The 17,193-nt window shown below is 40.8% G+C and carries 5 protein-coding genes and 10 pseudogenes; 5 read left to right on the forward strand and 10 right to left on the reverse strand.

The genetic code is table 11. From position 1 onward, the window contains the following. The 4 genes and pseudogenes from cntA to EGS47_RS01620 form a co-directional block, all read right to left on the reverse strand. Positions 1–671 (reverse strand): annotated as a pseudogene (gene cntA / locus EGS47_RS01605) (carnitine monooxygenase subunit alpha); the annotation flags it as partial. Positions 672–735: 64 nt separating this feature from the next. Further along, on the reverse strand, positions 736–1,689 hold the full coding sequence (locus EGS47_RS01610; RefSeq protein ID WP_125269127.1) for an alpha/beta hydrolase: 954 nt from the start codon (positions 1,687–1,689) through the stop codon (positions 736–738). Then, positions 1,686–3,341, reverse strand: a complete 1,656-nt coding sequence (locus tag EGS47_RS01615; RefSeq protein ID WP_162897688.1) for a BCCT family transporter — start codon at positions 3,339–3,341, stop codon at positions 1,686–1,688. The genes EGS47_RS01610 and EGS47_RS01615 overlap by 4 nt, the downstream gene beginning before the upstream one ends. 39 nt (positions 3,342–3,380) lie before the next feature. Then, positions 3,381–4,492: pseudogene (locus tag EGS47_RS01620) on the reverse strand (tartrate dehydrogenase). Positions 4,493–4,592: 100 nt separating this feature from the next. Here EGS47_RS01620 and EGS47_RS01625 point away from each other — a divergent pair. Then, the gene (locus EGS47_RS01625) at positions 4,593–5,570 is read left to right on the forward strand and encodes a LysR family transcriptional regulator (protein ID WP_125269128.1); all 978 of its coding nucleotides are present in this window, start codon (positions 4,593–4,595) and stop codon (positions 5,568–5,570) included. A 57-nt stretch (positions 5,571–5,627) separates the two neighbouring features. Here EGS47_RS01625 and EGS47_RS01630 read toward each other — a convergent pair. From EGS47_RS01630 to EGS47_RS01655, 5 genes and pseudogenes are all read right to left on the reverse strand, one after another. Next, a pseudogene (locus tag EGS47_RS01630) lies at positions 5,628–6,809 on the reverse strand (hypothetical protein). Between the two features lie 244 nt (positions 6,810–7,053). Beyond that, positions 7,054–7,320 (reverse strand): ABC transporter permease, encoded by a 267-nt coding sequence (locus EGS47_RS01635; RefSeq protein ID WP_171455405.1) that lies wholly within the window; start codon positions 7,318–7,320, stop codon positions 7,054–7,056. 758 nt (positions 7,321–8,078) lie between these two features. Then, a pseudogene (locus EGS47_RS18835) lies at positions 8,079–9,181 on the reverse strand (ABC transporter permease); the annotation flags it as partial. Beyond that, a pseudogene (locus EGS47_RS01650) lies at positions 9,181–10,975 on the reverse strand (ATP-binding cassette domain-containing protein). The pseudogenes EGS47_RS18835 and EGS47_RS01650, both read right to left, overlap by 1 nt. 10 nt (positions 10,976–10,985) lie before the next feature. Beyond that, positions 10,986–11,943 (reverse strand): annotated as a pseudogene (locus EGS47_RS01655) (biotin/lipoyl-binding protein). 149 nt (positions 11,944–12,092) lie between these two features. Here EGS47_RS01655 and EGS47_RS01660 point away from each other — a divergent pair. Then, a pseudogene (locus EGS47_RS01660) lies at positions 12,093–12,724 on the forward strand (TetR/AcrR family transcriptional regulator). 47 nt (positions 12,725–12,771) lie between these two features. Here EGS47_RS01660 and EGS47_RS01665 read toward each other — a convergent pair. Then, positions 12,772–13,696: pseudogene (locus EGS47_RS01665) on the reverse strand (LysR family transcriptional regulator). Positions 13,697–13,839: 143 nt separating this feature from the next. On the opposite strand from EGS47_RS01665, the pseudogene EGS47_RS01670 reads away from it, so the two are divergent. The 3 genes and pseudogenes from EGS47_RS01670 (at position 13,840) to EGS47_RS01680 (ending at position 17,116) form a co-directional block, all read left to right on the forward strand. After that, positions 13,840–14,893, forward strand: a pseudogene (locus EGS47_RS01670) (Rieske 2Fe-2S domain-containing protein). 195 nt (positions 14,894–15,088) lie between these two features. Further along, positions 15,089–15,571, forward strand: a complete 483-nt coding sequence (greB, locus tag EGS47_RS01675) for a transcription elongation factor GreB (protein ID WP_005003461.1) — start codon at positions 15,089–15,091, stop codon at positions 15,569–15,571. Between the two features lie 433 nt (positions 15,572–16,004). Next, positions 16,005–17,116 (forward strand): annotated as a pseudogene (locus EGS47_RS01680) (transglycosylase SLT domain-containing protein). Positions 17,117–17,193: the final 77 nt, after the last annotated feature.

Below are 17,193 nucleotides of genomic sequence, written 5' to 3' on the forward strand. Positions count from 1 at the left end.
TTATCCACCTGTACCGAGTCGGCAAAGCCCGGATGTGCAGGGCCGCAGTGATAACATTCTAAATAGTTATCCACGATCACTTTCCAGTTGGCAGGTGTTTCCGTTACGAAACGTGCAGCCAGTTTCAAGTCTTTAATGACCGCACAAGCTTCATTCAGTTTTTGTGCAAACTCTGGCAACTGATCTTCAACACAAGTGGCATTTTCATCCATATTGATAAAGACAAAACCACCATATTCCTCAACTTTTAACGGCACCATGCTTGAGTTTTGCTTGTCGAAAGATTCGACATGATCACAGTTACGCGCCAATGCCAAACTCCCATCCAGCTTGAATGTCCATGCATGATACGGACAGGTAATCACATTTTTGGCTTTGCCACTGCCATTTAACAACTCATGGCCACGATGCGGGCAGACATTATAAAATGCACGTAATACGCTGTCTTTGCCGCGAATCACGATAATATTTTCACCAATTACCTTACGGGTAATATAGTCATTGGCTTGGGCGACTTCACTGCCATGTGCCACGCAAATCCAACTTTTCGCAAAAATTTCTTCTTTTTCACGCTCAAACACCTGAGATGAGGTATAGAACACTTTTGGAAATGTCCATGCCACATCTGGGTTTGAACAGAAATCTTCTGGTAATTTTTCAACTGCATTCATGGTTTTACTCCATTAAAATGTTTTGTCCTAAAGACCGTTTTATCAAAATTGGCTGATGTTCAAATCACTTGAACATTTGCTTTAACGAACTCAGCATCTGCTGATATAAATCCTGCACCACAGGACAATCCCGTACTAAACGTAAACTGCCATGTAGTAATCCTTTGCCGAGATAAAACTCGGCGGCAATATTGGCTTGTTTTAACTTGTCCACAAAAATACGCCCATCGTCACTCAGTGGATCGTATTCAGCCACCGCAACAAAGCTACGTGGCATGTCACTCAAATCTTCTGCCAAAAGTGGTGTTAAACGAGTGTCCTGCCAGTCGCTTGCATTCAGTGCATATTCACTTAAGTAATAATGCATTTCCTCGAGTGTCAGTAACGGCGCCCGTGCATGTTGCTGACAAGACGCAGTATCAAAACTGCTGCCCAAACATGGATAGATCAAAGCCAAACCACAAGCCTGCACACCTGTATGTTGTAACTGAACCGCCAATGCCGCAGCTAAATTGCCTCCTGCACTGTCGCCAGCTAACACAATCTGCGTTGGATCAATGTTCCAGTCTGCGCCATGCGCGCGGAGCCAGTGATAGACCGTTTCACAGTCTTCATAAGCAGCGGGAAAATGATGTTCTGGTACCAAACGATAATCCACACTCAGTACTGCAACATTCAGATCACGACATAAATAGCGAGTAATAAATTCATGTGAATCTAGATTACCCAGCATCCAGCCACCACCATGGATAAACAGAATACAAGGCCAACCCGCTTCAGGTGCCTCACCCAGTGGGGAATACAACCGAACACTGACGGGATGAGTGGCATGCGCAACGGTTTTATCTTCAATATTGACCGCACCATCGCGTGGCAAGGTGTAATGCAGGCACATGGCATCGTAGGCTGCACGAATTGAATCAATATCGTTATCCGCTGCTGAATAAATGCTGCTCCAATACACCAGACTTTGCATTTCTTCGCTTAACTCATAGCGCGTGTTCGGTTGCTGTGTCATAACAATTCCTTTTGACTACTTTTATGTGCAAGTGGTGTTGCAGCAATATCAATCTGCATCTGTTGATTTGAATCAGTATGCTCAAGGGCTTCCAGCTCACTAAAGCTACTCTGCTCGATCAAATGTGATGGCACCTTGGAATAATCCTCAATCAGCCACTTCACCAAACCATAAGTCTGCACCAGAATAATCACAATAAACGGCAAGGCAGTCACAATCGTCGCAGTTTTCATGGTGTCTAACGGCGCCTTAGAGAAGATCATCGCAATCGGCACTAGGGTTAACATCAGACACCAAAACAAACGCGCATTCGGAGATGGATCTTGCCCTTCACTTAAACCACGGGTACAGGTTGCAGAAACCGCATAGCCCACCGCATCCATATGTGCTGCAAGGAAAATCACCATAATGCCAAGGAACAACCACATCATCAGCTTGCCTGCTGGCAATAAGCCCAACAGTTGACCAATTGCCACTTCACCGCCTTGCTGACTCAAGATTTGCGGCACATTGACCATGCCGTGAATAAAGCTATGAACGCTGTAATTTTCAAATACGCCAAAGATGAACCATAAACCAACGCTACCGCCGATGACCATGGCAAGAATCACTTCTTTAATGGTACGGCCTTTTGAGACACGTGTTACGAATAGCGCGACACCGGGTGCATAAGAAATCCACCATAACCAATAGAACACCGTCCATTCACGGGTGAATTTTCCATCGCCCATCGGGTCGGTAAACAGACTCATATCGACAAAGTTAGTCGCCATCAGACCAAAACTCATCAATGAATTATTCATAATGAATTGGGTTGGCCCAAAGCAGAGCACGTAGATCGCGAACAGCACCACACCCAAGCACACCATATGACTCAAACGCTGCATGCCTTTATCCATACCGACATAGGAGCTGAGTGCAAATAACACCGACACCGCCAATATAATGATGACTTTGGTCATGAAGGTATTGGGAATACCCGTGAGTTGCGACAGAATGTTGGTAAAAGTGACCGCAGTCAAAACCAGTGAAATGGTCAAGGCACCAAACATACACAGCAAGAACATCAGATCAACGACACGTCCAACAGGTCCTGTCGCTTTAAAGCCAGTGACCGCTTCCACCATTGACGCTAAGCTCAGGCCTTTATTCTTTCTGACATGGTAGCTGTAACACAGTGAAATCGATGCCAAAGCATAGATCGACCATGCACTCAAACCGGAGTGAAAGAAGGAATAAGCCACACTGTATTTCAGTGCTTCAGCCGATTCAGGGGCTAAATTCAAACCCGGAGTTTGGTAGTAATAGGCCCAGTCTAGAAATCCCCAGTACAAGGTAGAAGATCCAATCCCCGACAAAATGAACATGAAAATCCATGACATGGTGCTGTATTGGGGCTTACCTTCACCAAGCTTGATTTTGCCGTATTTGCTAAAGGCCAAACCGAAGGTAAAAATAATTGATAAAAACGTAAATAAAAGCACTGGCGTGGTAAACACCGACGTGGTCCACTGCATCCATTTTGCAGCCAGTTGTATTGATTCAGATGAGTAGATTGCCAAACCAGCCACCGATGTAAATACAACGGCAAGACTGGTGATCGCAAGCGTCTTATCTGTATAAGGTTTTGTAATTTGATTATCCATATCTATTCAATCCATCTCGGATAGTGACTATTCCCTCAGGGGTACTTACTCCATTGCGAATAAATCCATTTTTTGCTGAGTCAAACAGGATGCAATCGCATCACCCACTTCATAGGTCTTGGCAGTTCCACCGACATCAGGCGTTTTCGGGCCATGCACCAACACATGCTCAATTGCCTGCATGATTTCCTGTCCTGCCTGAATGACCTGCTCATCTCCATCTGCCAAGAAATCCAACATCATCGCACCCGACCAGATCGCCGCAATCGGATTGGCAATTTGCTGACCGTAAATATCAGGTGCTGAACCATGTACAGGCTCAAACAATGACGGGAATTTACGTTCAGGGTTGAGGTTTGCCGAAGCCGCCAAACCAATGGTACCCGTGCATGCAGGGCCTAAATCCGACAAGATGTCACCAAATAAATTCGATGCCACCACCACATCAAAACGCTCAGGCTGTAGAACAAAACGTGCCGCTAAAATATCGACATGCTGTTTATCTGCCTTGATCTGTGGATAGCGTTTTGCCATTTCATCGACACGTTCGTCCCAGTACGGCATGCTGACTGCAATGCCATTGGATTTGGTCGCAGCCGTGATTTTTTTAGCCTCACGCTGATCAGCAAATTCAAATGCATATTTTAAAATACGGTCAACACCATGACGGGTAAACACCGCTTCCTGCAAGACAAACTCACGATCAGTACCTTCAAAGGCTTTACCACCAATGGCAGAATACTCACCTTCGCTGTTTTCACGCACCACATAAAAATCGATATCGCCCGGTTGCTTGCCAGCCAATGGACATTTCACCCCAGGCATTAACCGAACAGGACGTAAATTCACATACTGATCAAAACAACGACGGAACTGGAGTAATGATCCCCATAGTGAAATGTGATCAGGCACCTTTTCAGGCCAACCCACCGCACCAAAGAAGATAGCATCATATTCCTGTAAGACTTCGAACCAGTTATCTGGCATCATTTTGCCGTGTTCAAGGTAATAATCGCAGCTGGCCCAATCGAAGCTATCCATTTGAACTTGAATGCCATATTTATCTACTGCCGCCTTTACAACCTTGATGCCTTCTGGTAGAACTTCTAACCAATCCCATCACCCGCAATCGTGGCAACTTTATACTTTTTTGCCATAACGCTCCCTTACACCTTTGGTTAATATCCTTAGCTGTAAACATGCTGTTTTCAGCAACAATGATCAATAAGAAAACTATCACCCCAATGGACACGGATCGTGAATAATCTACCTAACCTATCGGATTTAAAGGTTTTTTGCACAGTCGCCAAACGCAAGAGTTTTGTCGATTCAGCTGAGGAGCTGGGTGCTTCACCTGCATTTATCAGTAAACGCATCAATATTTTAGAAACCAACCTGAACTGCAAACTGTTTCATCGTAGTACTCGACACGTGAGCTTAACTGAAGATGGCAAACTCATTTTGGATCGTGTATCAAATATTCTGGATGAATTTGATGAAATCAGTGAACTGGTGAATAACCCCTTAAGCACGCCCACAGGTCATCTCGACATTGTCAGCAGCTTCGGTTTTGGGCGAAAGCATATTGCGCCGATCTTATCTAAATTGATGACCATGTATTCCAAACTCGAAATTCAGTTTGATACCATCGATAACACCAAAGACCTGATTCAACACAGCATTGATCTGGATATTCGCATTGGCAATGATATTGCCCCCAATATGATCGCTAAAAAATTAGCATCTAATTTTCGGATTTTCTGTGCATCACCTAGCTATCTAATGAAAAATGGAATACCTGAAAGTCTAGAAGATCTGCGGACTCATGATTGTTTAACTATTAGTGAACGTGACCAATCCTCAGTGCTGTGGAAACTTCGTCATTGGTCAGAAGATCGGTCAGTACACGTTACTCCACGTTTCGTATCTAATAACGGTGAAATTATTCACCAATTAACCGAGGGGCATGGTATTATCCTACGTTCAATCTGGGATGTGGCTGATGAATTGATTAGCGGTCAGTTACAGCATATCTTGCCTCAGTACTGGCAAGATGCTGATGTTTGGGCGGTGTATCCTTCACGTTTAAAAAGTTCATCTAAACTACAGACCTGTATCCTATTTATTCAAAATGAACTGATCAACCGTTTACAACATATTCAGAATCTAAGTCGTGGTCAGTTGATCCAACCGATTGAACCAATCACCCAACAGACAGAAAAAGTCTTTTTGTAGCAAAGAAGCCAGCCTCATGATTAAATTTGGCTGGCCTTATACATGGGATTGACGGCTTTAGAAATAATAGCCAATCGATAAATAAAATAACTTATTCCATTGATTACTATCACCTTGAGCAAGTCCATCTGCACCACTACCTGTCATGGGATCATTACGACTCAAGATATATTCTCCCTGTATTCCCACTTTTTTATAGTTAAAATATAAACCCGCAATTAAACGATCAGAATCTTGATATCCAGATTCATCTTTATAGAAACGACTATAAGATACATATGGCTTAATATTTTCTAACTGATGGAAGGGCTTGGCAAAAGTATAATTAATCTCATTAGCCATATATTGGCCTTTATTGGCGACTTGATAAGGATAATCAAATGCCCCAATCGTTGAAGTGTTTGGCAGCAAATCATCTCCATTTTTGATATTTTGCTCTCCAAATAAAAATAACCATTGCCACGCCTGATAATTAGTGGTGCTAAAAATGCTCCATGTACGACGATTTCCATGTTGATCAGTGCGATGATTTTGCAGTTCTGAATACCAGTACGATCCTCCAATTTCAGTCGAAAAGTTTTCTGTAGCATTCAATTCAAATTTCCGTGAAAAACGTGTGATCCACATATTTTTCTCATTAATATCAGTACCTTGAGTCAAATCATCAGCTTCAACGAAGTTACCACTATAACGACTGGAATCTTTAGAAGTCCCTTTATAATTTCCACCATCAGTAGGATAAAAACCTAAAATAAAATTGTATTGATCATCCTTAAATTGATACTTCATCCCTAAATTTTGAATATCTTCTAGCCCTACAGTATTGAGCAAAGTTTCATAATAGCTATTGCCCCATAGTCGTCCAAATCCAAAATCGACTGATTGAAAACCAACTGAGATGCGCTGCTGATTTGAAATTTTATAACCTGCCCATGCATCTTTTAAAAATAATGCGTCACACAATCGATGATATTGATAGCAACGCAAATCTAATGATGCAATCCAATCTGGATTTTCATAGATTAAAACTGTTTTAATATCAGCAAGTGCCAGTCATCATTTTTTGAACCTTCATTTGCTTCAACACATAATCCTTATGAATATATCGAGTGCGAATTGCGCCAGAAAGTTTCAATTGACCTATATCTGTGCTTGGATCGCAATGCTTAAATCCGAGGCATACATTGGCATACTACTAAAAAGCCCTATTGATCCTAAAAAAAGAAGTGTCCTCTTCATAGTTTTACATCCTTGTTTAAACTCATGTAAAATGAGAAATTCAACTCAATGAACAATGGCTAAACTATGAAGTCGGTTTTTACAAAACGTGTTTAATCCTTATTCTCAGCTAGTAAAATACAGTATGAAAAATAATAAAACTATCCAAACATTATTTAGATAAACGATTTCTAAATAGCCACGCAGCCAATGGCAAAGTAATAATTGCTAAGACAAAATAGGTACAAAATCATTTTTTACCTGTTTAAAGTTGCTCCTTCCAGATAAACCTTTGCACCAAATCAATTCCAAAACGTAAAGGATTGGCATACGTCGCAATTTGTAGAACATGTGGCATATTCTGTATAGGGGTTAGCAATCCGGATAACAACATTAAAGGCATGATCAAAAGAAAGTAAATAACATCGCCTGTTGCATATTGAGGGAAATTGCAGAAATTGATAAACCACACCACTACCGCAATGTTAAAACACAACAAACCAAAATATAAAAGTCCCAAAGAACCATTCATGGGAATATCGAACCAGAACATAATAATCAATAAATAATAGTCGATGTATTAAACCATAAAAATAGGGGGTAATGCTTTACCAATCATGATGTGAAGCGGGGTATAAGGAGTCACTAAAAGCTGGTCAATGTCCCTTGTTCGCGTTCTCGCGCAACTGAAAGTGAGGACAATAATAAAGTTGCATCATACTCAAAGCAGCAATTAATGAAGGCATAATCCCCCATCTGGACTCCTGATTTGGGTTATACCATGTGCGTATTTCCAGTTGAAAAGGCGTTATATTTCCCAAACGCTCCTGATTTAAAGAACTCACAACATTAGTGATATAAGTGCCTGCCATTCCTGCGGTTGAGGAATTACGTCCATCTAAAATTACCTGTATAGGTGAGGATTGAGCACGGTTGAGCTTATCTCGAAATCAGAAGGGATACTAATCACAGCTAAAGCTGTCGCTGATCAATTACTTCTTTAATCTGTGAATGATCTGAGAGTGGCTGTTCGATGAAAAATACCAGAGCCATCCAGACGTGATAATAACTGTTGAGAAGCTTGCGTCTTACTTTGATCCAGACCGCATAATCCACTCGTTTACATCGTAATTTGCGCATAGCCAAACAATAAGCCTGAATCAAGGCAGGGTGCAAATAAAATGACCCGATTGGAGGATCACTAAAAATGGTCAGGAATTCCTTTTTGACTAATACCATCAAGTAATTCAACCACATCACGAAATTATGTATATGGCTGTTACTCCAGAGTTTTTTGAGTGATCGACAGGATGCTGTCATTAAAATCACGACATACACCATCAAATGCCACATTCTTTTAGCCAAAGTCCCAGTCATCTCCGCCTAAAAATAGCGTTTTAATTAAGACATAAAATGAGTCGCAGGCAAAATTTGGCTAATCGTTTGCACCAACCAAGGTAAATTTCGTGTATCAAAAACAAATCCCGATAACATCATTGCTGGCATAAAACTGACCAATAAGCGATTTGACTAGCTTGAAACTGGCTGCTAGAAAAACCTGAAATCGTCAATCCAATAACAATGAAACCAATAAATATAAAAATGAAGCACTCATAATCGAAAGTAATGAGCACGAATGGGAACATCAAAATCAAACTGGCAGCCAATAAACACATCACAATATCGATCATGCCAATCACGATATAAGGAATCAATTTGGATAAAACAATTTCCAATGGTCGAACTGGTGTCACAAATAAGCTTCGAGCGTTCCCCGCTCTCGCTCCCTCGCGATAATAATCCAGTGAGAAATGCACCAATCAAGGTCAATACCAATACCATTAATCCAGGAACTAAAAACCAAGTACTATTTGCTGACTCATTAAACCACATACGCTGTTCGACACTGATCAGGCCAGCATTGAGCCCATATTATTTCGATCAGACTGAATGATTTGCGCTGTTTGCAATGCACCTGAAATATATCCTGTAAAGCAGAGGCAATGGTGGTTGATCGACCATTAGTAATGACTTGTATGGTTGCAGTATTTTGTGCGCTTTGCTGTGCAAATCAGAAGGTAAATTGACAATAGCATCTATTTCAGCGCGTCCCATCGCCTGTTCAGCTTGATAAAAACTGCTATAAGGCGTTGCGGTGATATAGGGCGTTCCATTTAAACCTGCAAGTAATTGCTGACTTTGAGGCGTAATATTTTTGTGCGACCACGCCTACCCGGCCATTATTTAAGTCGAAGATAAGCCATAACCAAATAATAGAATCAAAATTAGCGGTAAAATCAGACCAATTGCTAAACTACTTTTATTCTGAGTAGTTGCTGGATTTCCTTACGCGTTAAAGCAGCCACACGTAAAATGGAAGCTGACCATTTCATCAGACCGGCTCCTGCTGATGGGCACGAGATTGCTCTACAATTGCAATAAACGCGCGATTCATATCACTACTACTGCCTGTGCCTGCTTGTCGACGAACTTGTTTTGGAGAACCCAAAGCCAGCATCTTGCCAGCATCCTGTATCGCAATACGGTCACAATATTCTGCTTCTTCCATAAAGTGCGTAAGTAATAATAATCGTCATACCCTGATCAGCTAGTTTCCCAATGGTGTACCAAAAGGCTCGTCTGGCTAAAGGATCAATGCCACTTGTCGTTCGTCAGAAAGACAATTTCTGGTTGATGCAATAAAGCAGCTGCCATCGACAAGCGCTGTTTAAATCCATTGGGTAAATCACCACTTCTGGCTTGTGGCTGAAGTTCAAATTGTTGTAAGGCTTTTTCAATTTGTGTTTGAGCTATTGCCCGATAAACCATAAGCTCCACCAAAAAATTTTAAATTTTCCAGAACTGTTAAATTTCCATAGAGTGCGAATTTTTGGGAAACATAACCAATACGCGCCCGTGCTTTTGCTCGAGCATGACGCAAATTTAATCCAGCAACTTCAAGTGTCCGCTTGTTGCAGGTAACAACCCGCATAGCATTCTAAATGTCGTGGTTTTACCCGCACCATTTGGGCCAAGCAAACCAAAAATTTTCCTCGTTGACATCAAAAGAGGTGCTAGCCACAGCGGTAAATCCCCAAACTTTCGTACTAATCTTTAACGACAATTACAGACTCAACTGGTACCTTAGCCACTTGCACATTAGCCACTTGAACATCCGTCATTTGCACCGTAGAAACCGAATCATGTGCGGACTGAAGCGTGGTAGGAGCATGTTGCTGTGCCTGATGTAAAAACCACATAAAAGCATCTTCAAGTTCAGGTTCTCGAGCTGAAACTACCGCGCCCTTTGGTAATTGTTCATCGGGTAATTTAGGATGATCAGGACGGGTAATAAATCGAACTTCATCTCCTTTAGTACCGCGTCCGTAATATATGAATGATTGTCCAATAAATGGGCTTGTAGTTCTCGTGCTTTCATCTGCTCGGGCGGCTTGACCTGCCACGTTAGTCCTCGAACCTGCTCGCTTAAATACTGTGGCGTTCCTTGTTGCAGTATTTTCCCGTCATACATCACATAAACTTCAGCGCAGCGTTCGGCTTCATCCATATATGCGGTACTGATAATTACGCTTAAACTTTCTTCTTTCACTAGCTGTTCAATAATCAGCCATAATCACGTCTGGACAAAGATCAACCCCTACACTGGGTTCATCCAAAAGTAATAACTCGGGTGATCGGACCAAAGTACAAGCTAAACCAGTTTTTGTTTCATACCACCAGATAGATTGCCCGCGGGTCTTTGGGTAACTTACTAAGATCTGTAATCTCTAATAATCGAGCAAACGTTGTTTGCGTATTTCAAGGGAACGCCATGCAAATCTGCGTAGAGGTCTAAATTTCCTGAACAGTTAAATCTTCATATAAACCAAATCGTTGTGGCATATAACTAATACGATTCTGTACGGCTTGCGGATTTTGGCAAATATCAATCCCTAGTACCTGTAAAGAACCTGAAGTGGGTTGATACAACCCCGCGATTAAACGCAAAAATGTGGTTTTCCTGCACCATCTGGTCCGACCAAAGCAGTCAGTTGCCCTGATCTTATTTGTATATTTAAATCCTGAAGAGCACAAATATCAGGCATTTTTTTATTTTCTGCGCGAAAGACCTGTCGCAAATTTTGCGTAATCACCACATCAGATGTATGGTTTAGCAAGTCATTCATAAATAATTACTCACTGCGTCTTGGCAATTTTAACAGTCACAGGTTGACCCATTTTTAATTGGTCGTGAGGATCATTTACATAAACTCGAACCTCATAACCAAAGTGGTTCGAATATCCTCGGTTTGCACTGTTTTTGGTGTAAATTCTGCTACAGAAGAGATGTAACCAATCTTGCCTGAAATCGGCTGGTTTGGTTGTGAATCACGAAAAATTTGCGCCTGATTTCCCATTTTAATTAAACCCAATTGCTGTTCATTGCATAGACACGTACCCATTTAGATCTGTGAGTGCCAGTGTATAAACGACTTTTTGAGCAGTGGTCATATCCCTACTTCTTGTAATCTAGCGCGTACTACAGCATTGACTGGTGAACGTAATACACTTTGGCTTAATTGATATTCAATCAAATTCAGATTCGCCTGACTGACGTCAAATTGTGCTTTGGTGGCAGCCCGATCTTCAGCCCTTGCCCCTTTTTCTAACAAAACAAGATTGGCTTGTTGTTCTTTGACCGTGGCAGCAGCAGTCTTCTGGCTGGCTCTAGCAAATCGAGTTCCTGCTGACTCATGGCTTGCCCTGCGGTACTATTACTCAATGACTGTAAACGCTGAACATCTTTAGTGGCTTTTTCAAGCTGTGCTTGTGCAGAAGCCAACTGTGCTTGAGCTTGGGTAATTTGTTCAGGTCGAGTGCCTACTTGCTGTGCAATAACGGCTTGTTTTTGTACATTCAATTGCGCTTGTGCTTGTTGTTTTTGTATATCAAGTGCATCGGTATTAAGCTCTGCCAATATTTGCCCTTGATGAACTTGATCACCTTCCTGAACATTTAAGCGCTGAATACGCCCCGCCTGTTCAAACGCCAATGACACTTGTCGAATATCAACATTGCCATACAAGGTCAACTCCTGTTCTGAAGATTTATCTTTATTCCAATACCAATAGGCTACAAATGCTAGGGCAATGATCAGAACGACCAATATAGTCAAATGACACTTTTCTTCATGTGAGTCGCCTTGAATAAAATTATTAAAGTTTAAATTCAATTTAAATTTAAATTACCTCAACTTGACAAAAAAATATATACTTAAAAGCAAAATTTGATTTAGGTTATCTTATGTCCAGATCTCGTCGCCGCGATGGTGATTTAACAAAAGCGAAAATTATTGAAGCAGCAGGTCATTTAATTGCGCAAGAAGGTTTAGCTCAAACCACCAATAAAGCAATTGCCCAACTGGCTCAGGTCGATCTTGCCGCAATTAATTATCATTTTGAAGGACGAGATGGCTTATATAAAGCAGTTTTGGTAGAAGCCCATCGACATTATATCGACGAACAGCAATTGGCGGAGTTAGTACAAAGCTCACTCTCTCCTACTCGAAACTGGAAGTTTTTTTGAAACACTCATTCAGAAATTGGTTGAAAAAGATCTTTGGCATAGTAAAGTTTTTATTCGTGAGTTATTTGCCCTTCCCCTTATTTAGAACAATTCATGGCACATGATGGTGCCAGAAAATTTCATTATATTCGCCAAATTATCAGTCAGGTCTCAGGACTAGATGAAAACCATCCTCAATTTTGCCTTGTGTGCTAAGTGTCGTTGCACCATGTATGATGCTGATTATTGCCAGCAACAATGTTCCAACACCGCTACAAAATATTTCTCAGATGGACTCACAGCAATTACTTCAACATCTCATGACGTTCTCTCTAGCTGGTTTGCAAGCCATTAAGCAAAATCAGCCATAAGTAACCGATATTTTTAATTCATGTGAAGCCTTTAGTAGGCTTACAAACTATTTTTGGTCGTTAACATGGACTTTTAATGTTTCCATCTTTCGACTCAATTGTTGTATCAAGATTGAGAAATTCTGGAAAGTTGACGACGTTGCCCTGCACAAAGCGCCAGTGTTAAAGGCTGAATGCCCTTTTCATGAATCGGAACAAACACTAACTCTTTATTTGCAACCGCTGTGTAAACATCCAGATAACTTAAAATTGCAATGCCCATATTTCTTTTTAACATGGAAATCATAAGACGAATATCATTGGTCAGGGTTTGATGTATAGGCACGATATGCTGCTTTTTATACATAGCCATCACTCGCTCATGAATAATTAAAGGAGCATCTGCCATGATATGACGACTTTCAAAGGTATCCGCCAGTGTGAGTTTGGACTGGGTAGCAAGAGCATGATCTGGACTCATGACAAAACCGATTGGAATTTCAATGAAAGATAAAACCTCAAGTTGAGTATGAATGATAGGATCTAAAATCAAACCAAAATCGATTTCGGTGTTGATAATTTTTTGAATAATCACTTTACTTTCATGGGTATGAATATTGAAGCTAATCCACGGATATTGCTGCTGTAAATCGGCTAAGGATTCAATCACAAAGCCATCACTCAAAGCAGAAATCAATCCTAATTCGATAGAACCACGCTTTAGCCCCTGTATCTCATCAAAACGAATACGGGTTTGCTGAAATTCTTTTTTCCAACGTAATAAATCTGAATAAAGTAATTCGCCTGCGAGCGTTAGTTTTAAACCATTGGGCAAACGTTCAAAAGTGCAATATCTAATTGTTCTTCAGCGAGCGTTATTTGGCGGTGCACTGCTGACACAGAAATAAAAAGCTGTTCTGCCGCTTTGTGTAAATTTTCGGTTTCAGCCACCACCAAAAAGTACTCAGCAAAGCGTGAAAATGGAACGTTCATCAATGTCATGGCCTAGCAAATGCATCACGTTTAAGATCATTCTGTTTTTTAGAACAGTTTATACAAATCATTCTAATAGATAATATACAGCATCTATTCAATACTGCATCCAATCTCAGCAAAATTATCTACAAGGTGCAGCCATGAATGCCATCCCAGTGATCAATTTAATCAATAAACCGTGCAATAGCCAATTCGAAGATCGGGATTGGGAAATTCTTTCTCAACATTGGTATCCAGTGGCTCGCATTGAAGATGTTTCAACTCAACCGCAACAAGTGACATTGTTAGATGTCAAAATGGCATTGTATAAAACTGAATCTGGCGACATTCATCTGGTACGGGATATTTGCCCACATCGTGGTGTTCCTTTAACAAAAGGATGGGTGGAAGGTGAAGAAATTGTATGTCCTTATCATGGTTTACGCTATAACGCAGCAGGCAAATGTACAAAAATACCTGCACAGCCAGAGCTCACCAAGATTTCAGATCGATTTCGTCTAAGCAAATTTCCTGTTGTGCAAAAATATGGGCTGATCTGGACCAGCATCCAAAACCACGATGTCGAATCTGCTCATTTCCCAGTGCTTGATACATGGAAGATCCAGCTCATCAAGCCATTTTACCACCTTATGTAGATATCGCAGGTTCGAGTGGTCGTCAGCTTGAAGGATTTATTGATGTGGCACATTTTGCATGGGTACATCACGAAGCTTTTGCGAGCCGTGAAAATCCTGTCGTTCCTAAATATTCAACTATCAAAACAGATTATGGCCTCCAAACAGAATATGTCAGCGATGTAAGTAACTACCGCACGGTTTGCAGCATTTAGCTCCTGAAGGTTTTTTATGGAAACGTGTGTTTGATGTTTATCCACCATTTTCGGCCATATTAACTGTTCATTTTCCTCATGATGGGATCCTCAAGATTTTAAATGCTTGCTGTCCAATCTCTCATAATAAAACTCGTTTATTTGTACCACTCACTCGTAATTTTGACACAACAGGTGATTTACAAGCTGTGTACGACTTTAATGCACAAATTTTTGCAGAGGATCAAGACATGGTGGAAGCACAAAAGCCTGAAGAATTACCGCTTGATTTGATGATGGAAGCACATTTTGAAGCCGATCGCTCTTCAACGATGTATCGTCGTATCTTGGCGGACTTAGGCTTGAGTAAACGCTATACAGTATGATGTATAGCTCAGGCTTTAACTCGACAGCCTATGCTTAAGATACCTCGGGTTGTGATCATTCCATTATTCAAAGTGCTGAAAACATAAAAAACTTGTCAAAACTTTACAATGCAGTTTTAACTTGTTGGAGATAAAAATGACCACCAGTTTGCGGACTGGTACAATCAGTTACTTTTTTTAAATATGGAGGGGTGGATGAACCGAAAATTATTAACAGCGGAAGGCTATCAACGTTTGCAAGATGAGTTAAATCATCTGGTACGTAAAGAACGACCTGAAATTACTAGTATTGTGTCTTGGGCAGCCAGTCTCGGCGATCGCTCTGAAAACGCAGACTACCACTATAATAAAAGAAAATTAAGAGAAATTGATCGTCGAATCAGATACTTGACCAAACTTTTTGAGATTGCACACAAAGTTGAATATAGTCCCGAACAAGACGGTAAAGCATATTTTGGTGCATGGGTGGCGTTAGAAAATGATGACGGAGAAACCATTCAGTTTCGTATTGTCGGCGATGAAGAAATTTATGGTCGCAAAGATTACATTTCCCTCCAGTCACCTATGGCAAAAGCGTGTTTAGGAAAAAGCATCGATGATGAAGTACAGGTCTTAACCCCTTCTGGCAAGAAAAACTGGTATATCATTGGGATCAGTTACTCAGATCCATCTGCATGAATCTCATACCAGCCCTTTAAAAAAAGCCAACTGGTTTGGTTTTGCGCCGACGATGCTCTTTAAGTGAAATTTCATGATCTCCACCAACTAAAACACAACATTGTCTTTACAAGAATTAGCATTTTATCCGTGATTTCAACATGTAGAAATTATATAAATACATCTCTTTTTTAAATCATTAACTTAGCAATTGGTCGGTATGTTTTTTATGCAGAATATTTGACATTTAGATTCAAGGTGATTATTATTCGCCCTGACTTACATTTGGTCATTTTTTAAACTATGTAGTATTTCTACATAGTGTCAGTTTTTCTATAGTCATTTTTTGAATGACGTCATGACTGCCCACCCTCTTGGATTTACCAACTTGTTGAAAATCTGGAAGCATTTTGTCTGGATTTTTAGGGCGTAAATTATCTGTAGCGGAGACAACATGCACAGTAGTTCAACCACTGGATCGAGGCTTGGCCTAAATTCACTATTTCCGTCCATCCCATTTAGAGCCTTAGCGCTAAGCACCGCCCTCATTCCTTTTCATAGTATTAATGCGGGGAAAACACATCAATATAATGATGTCGTAAATAGCAGTACACTCACCGTTGTCGCAGTTGAATCTCCCACGACTGTGTTCAAAGAAGGTCAGTTTTTACATGGTTTTGGTTATGACCTTACCAGACAGTATGCAAAAAGTTTAAATGTTAAGCTGAATTTTAAAACTGTGAAAGACAATGCGACCGCCTTAAATATGGTTGCACAAGGCAAAGCAAACTTTGCCATGACTACTGCAACTTTTAAAACGGTCGAAAATAAGCATTTGATTTCATTTTCAGCCAGTTGCGGTGACGACGCCAATTTGGCCAAAAATGGTCTAAATACTCAATTGAATTGGGTATTTAAATATGCCGACGATCCACTTTCACAAACAGCCAGTGGATTTATTTGTCAAAGCAAACAAAACGGTATTACTGGCCAATTAGCGTCATTTTATAATCGCAACGTGGTCACGCCTGAATCATGGCCCACCATTAAACGTGATTTAGATAATCGCTTACCGATCTATAAGGCAAGTTTCAAGAAAACTGCTGAAAAGTATGATTTGGATTGGCAACTACTGGCTGCAATTGGTTATCAGGAATCGTATCTGAAACCTAATTCAGTTTCACCTACAGGTGTCCGTGGGCTGATGATGCTCACCAACAATACCGCACGGGCGATGGGTGTAACCGATCGTGTTGATCCAGCACAAAGTATTCAAGGTGGCGCTAAATATTATGATCTGATGCTCAGTCAATATCAGGATATCCCCTACCCAGACCGTAACTGGTATGCCTTAGTGGCTTATAACATGGGGCCAGGTGCCGTTAGTCAGATCCAGAAGCGTTTACAAAACCAAGGTAAAAACCCAAATAACTGGGTCGTTTTTATGATTATTTAAATCGTAATAAAGCCAGTAATGGTCGTTATCGTCAGGCTGTACAGTATGTCACTCGCATTCGAGCCTATGTAGAGCACATTAAAACCAGTGAACGCTGGATTGATGTTTAATATTTGGATTTATCTTAAAGTCTGTTGCTGTTTAGAAAAAAAGCTTAGTCCAGACGGACTAAGCTTTTTTATACCGC

Origin of the sequence: Acinetobacter sp. FDAARGOS_515, from assembly GCF_003938865.1 — a bacterium.
Classification (GTDB): Bacteria; Pseudomonadota; Gammaproteobacteria; order Pseudomonadales; family Moraxellaceae; genus Acinetobacter; species Acinetobacter ursingii.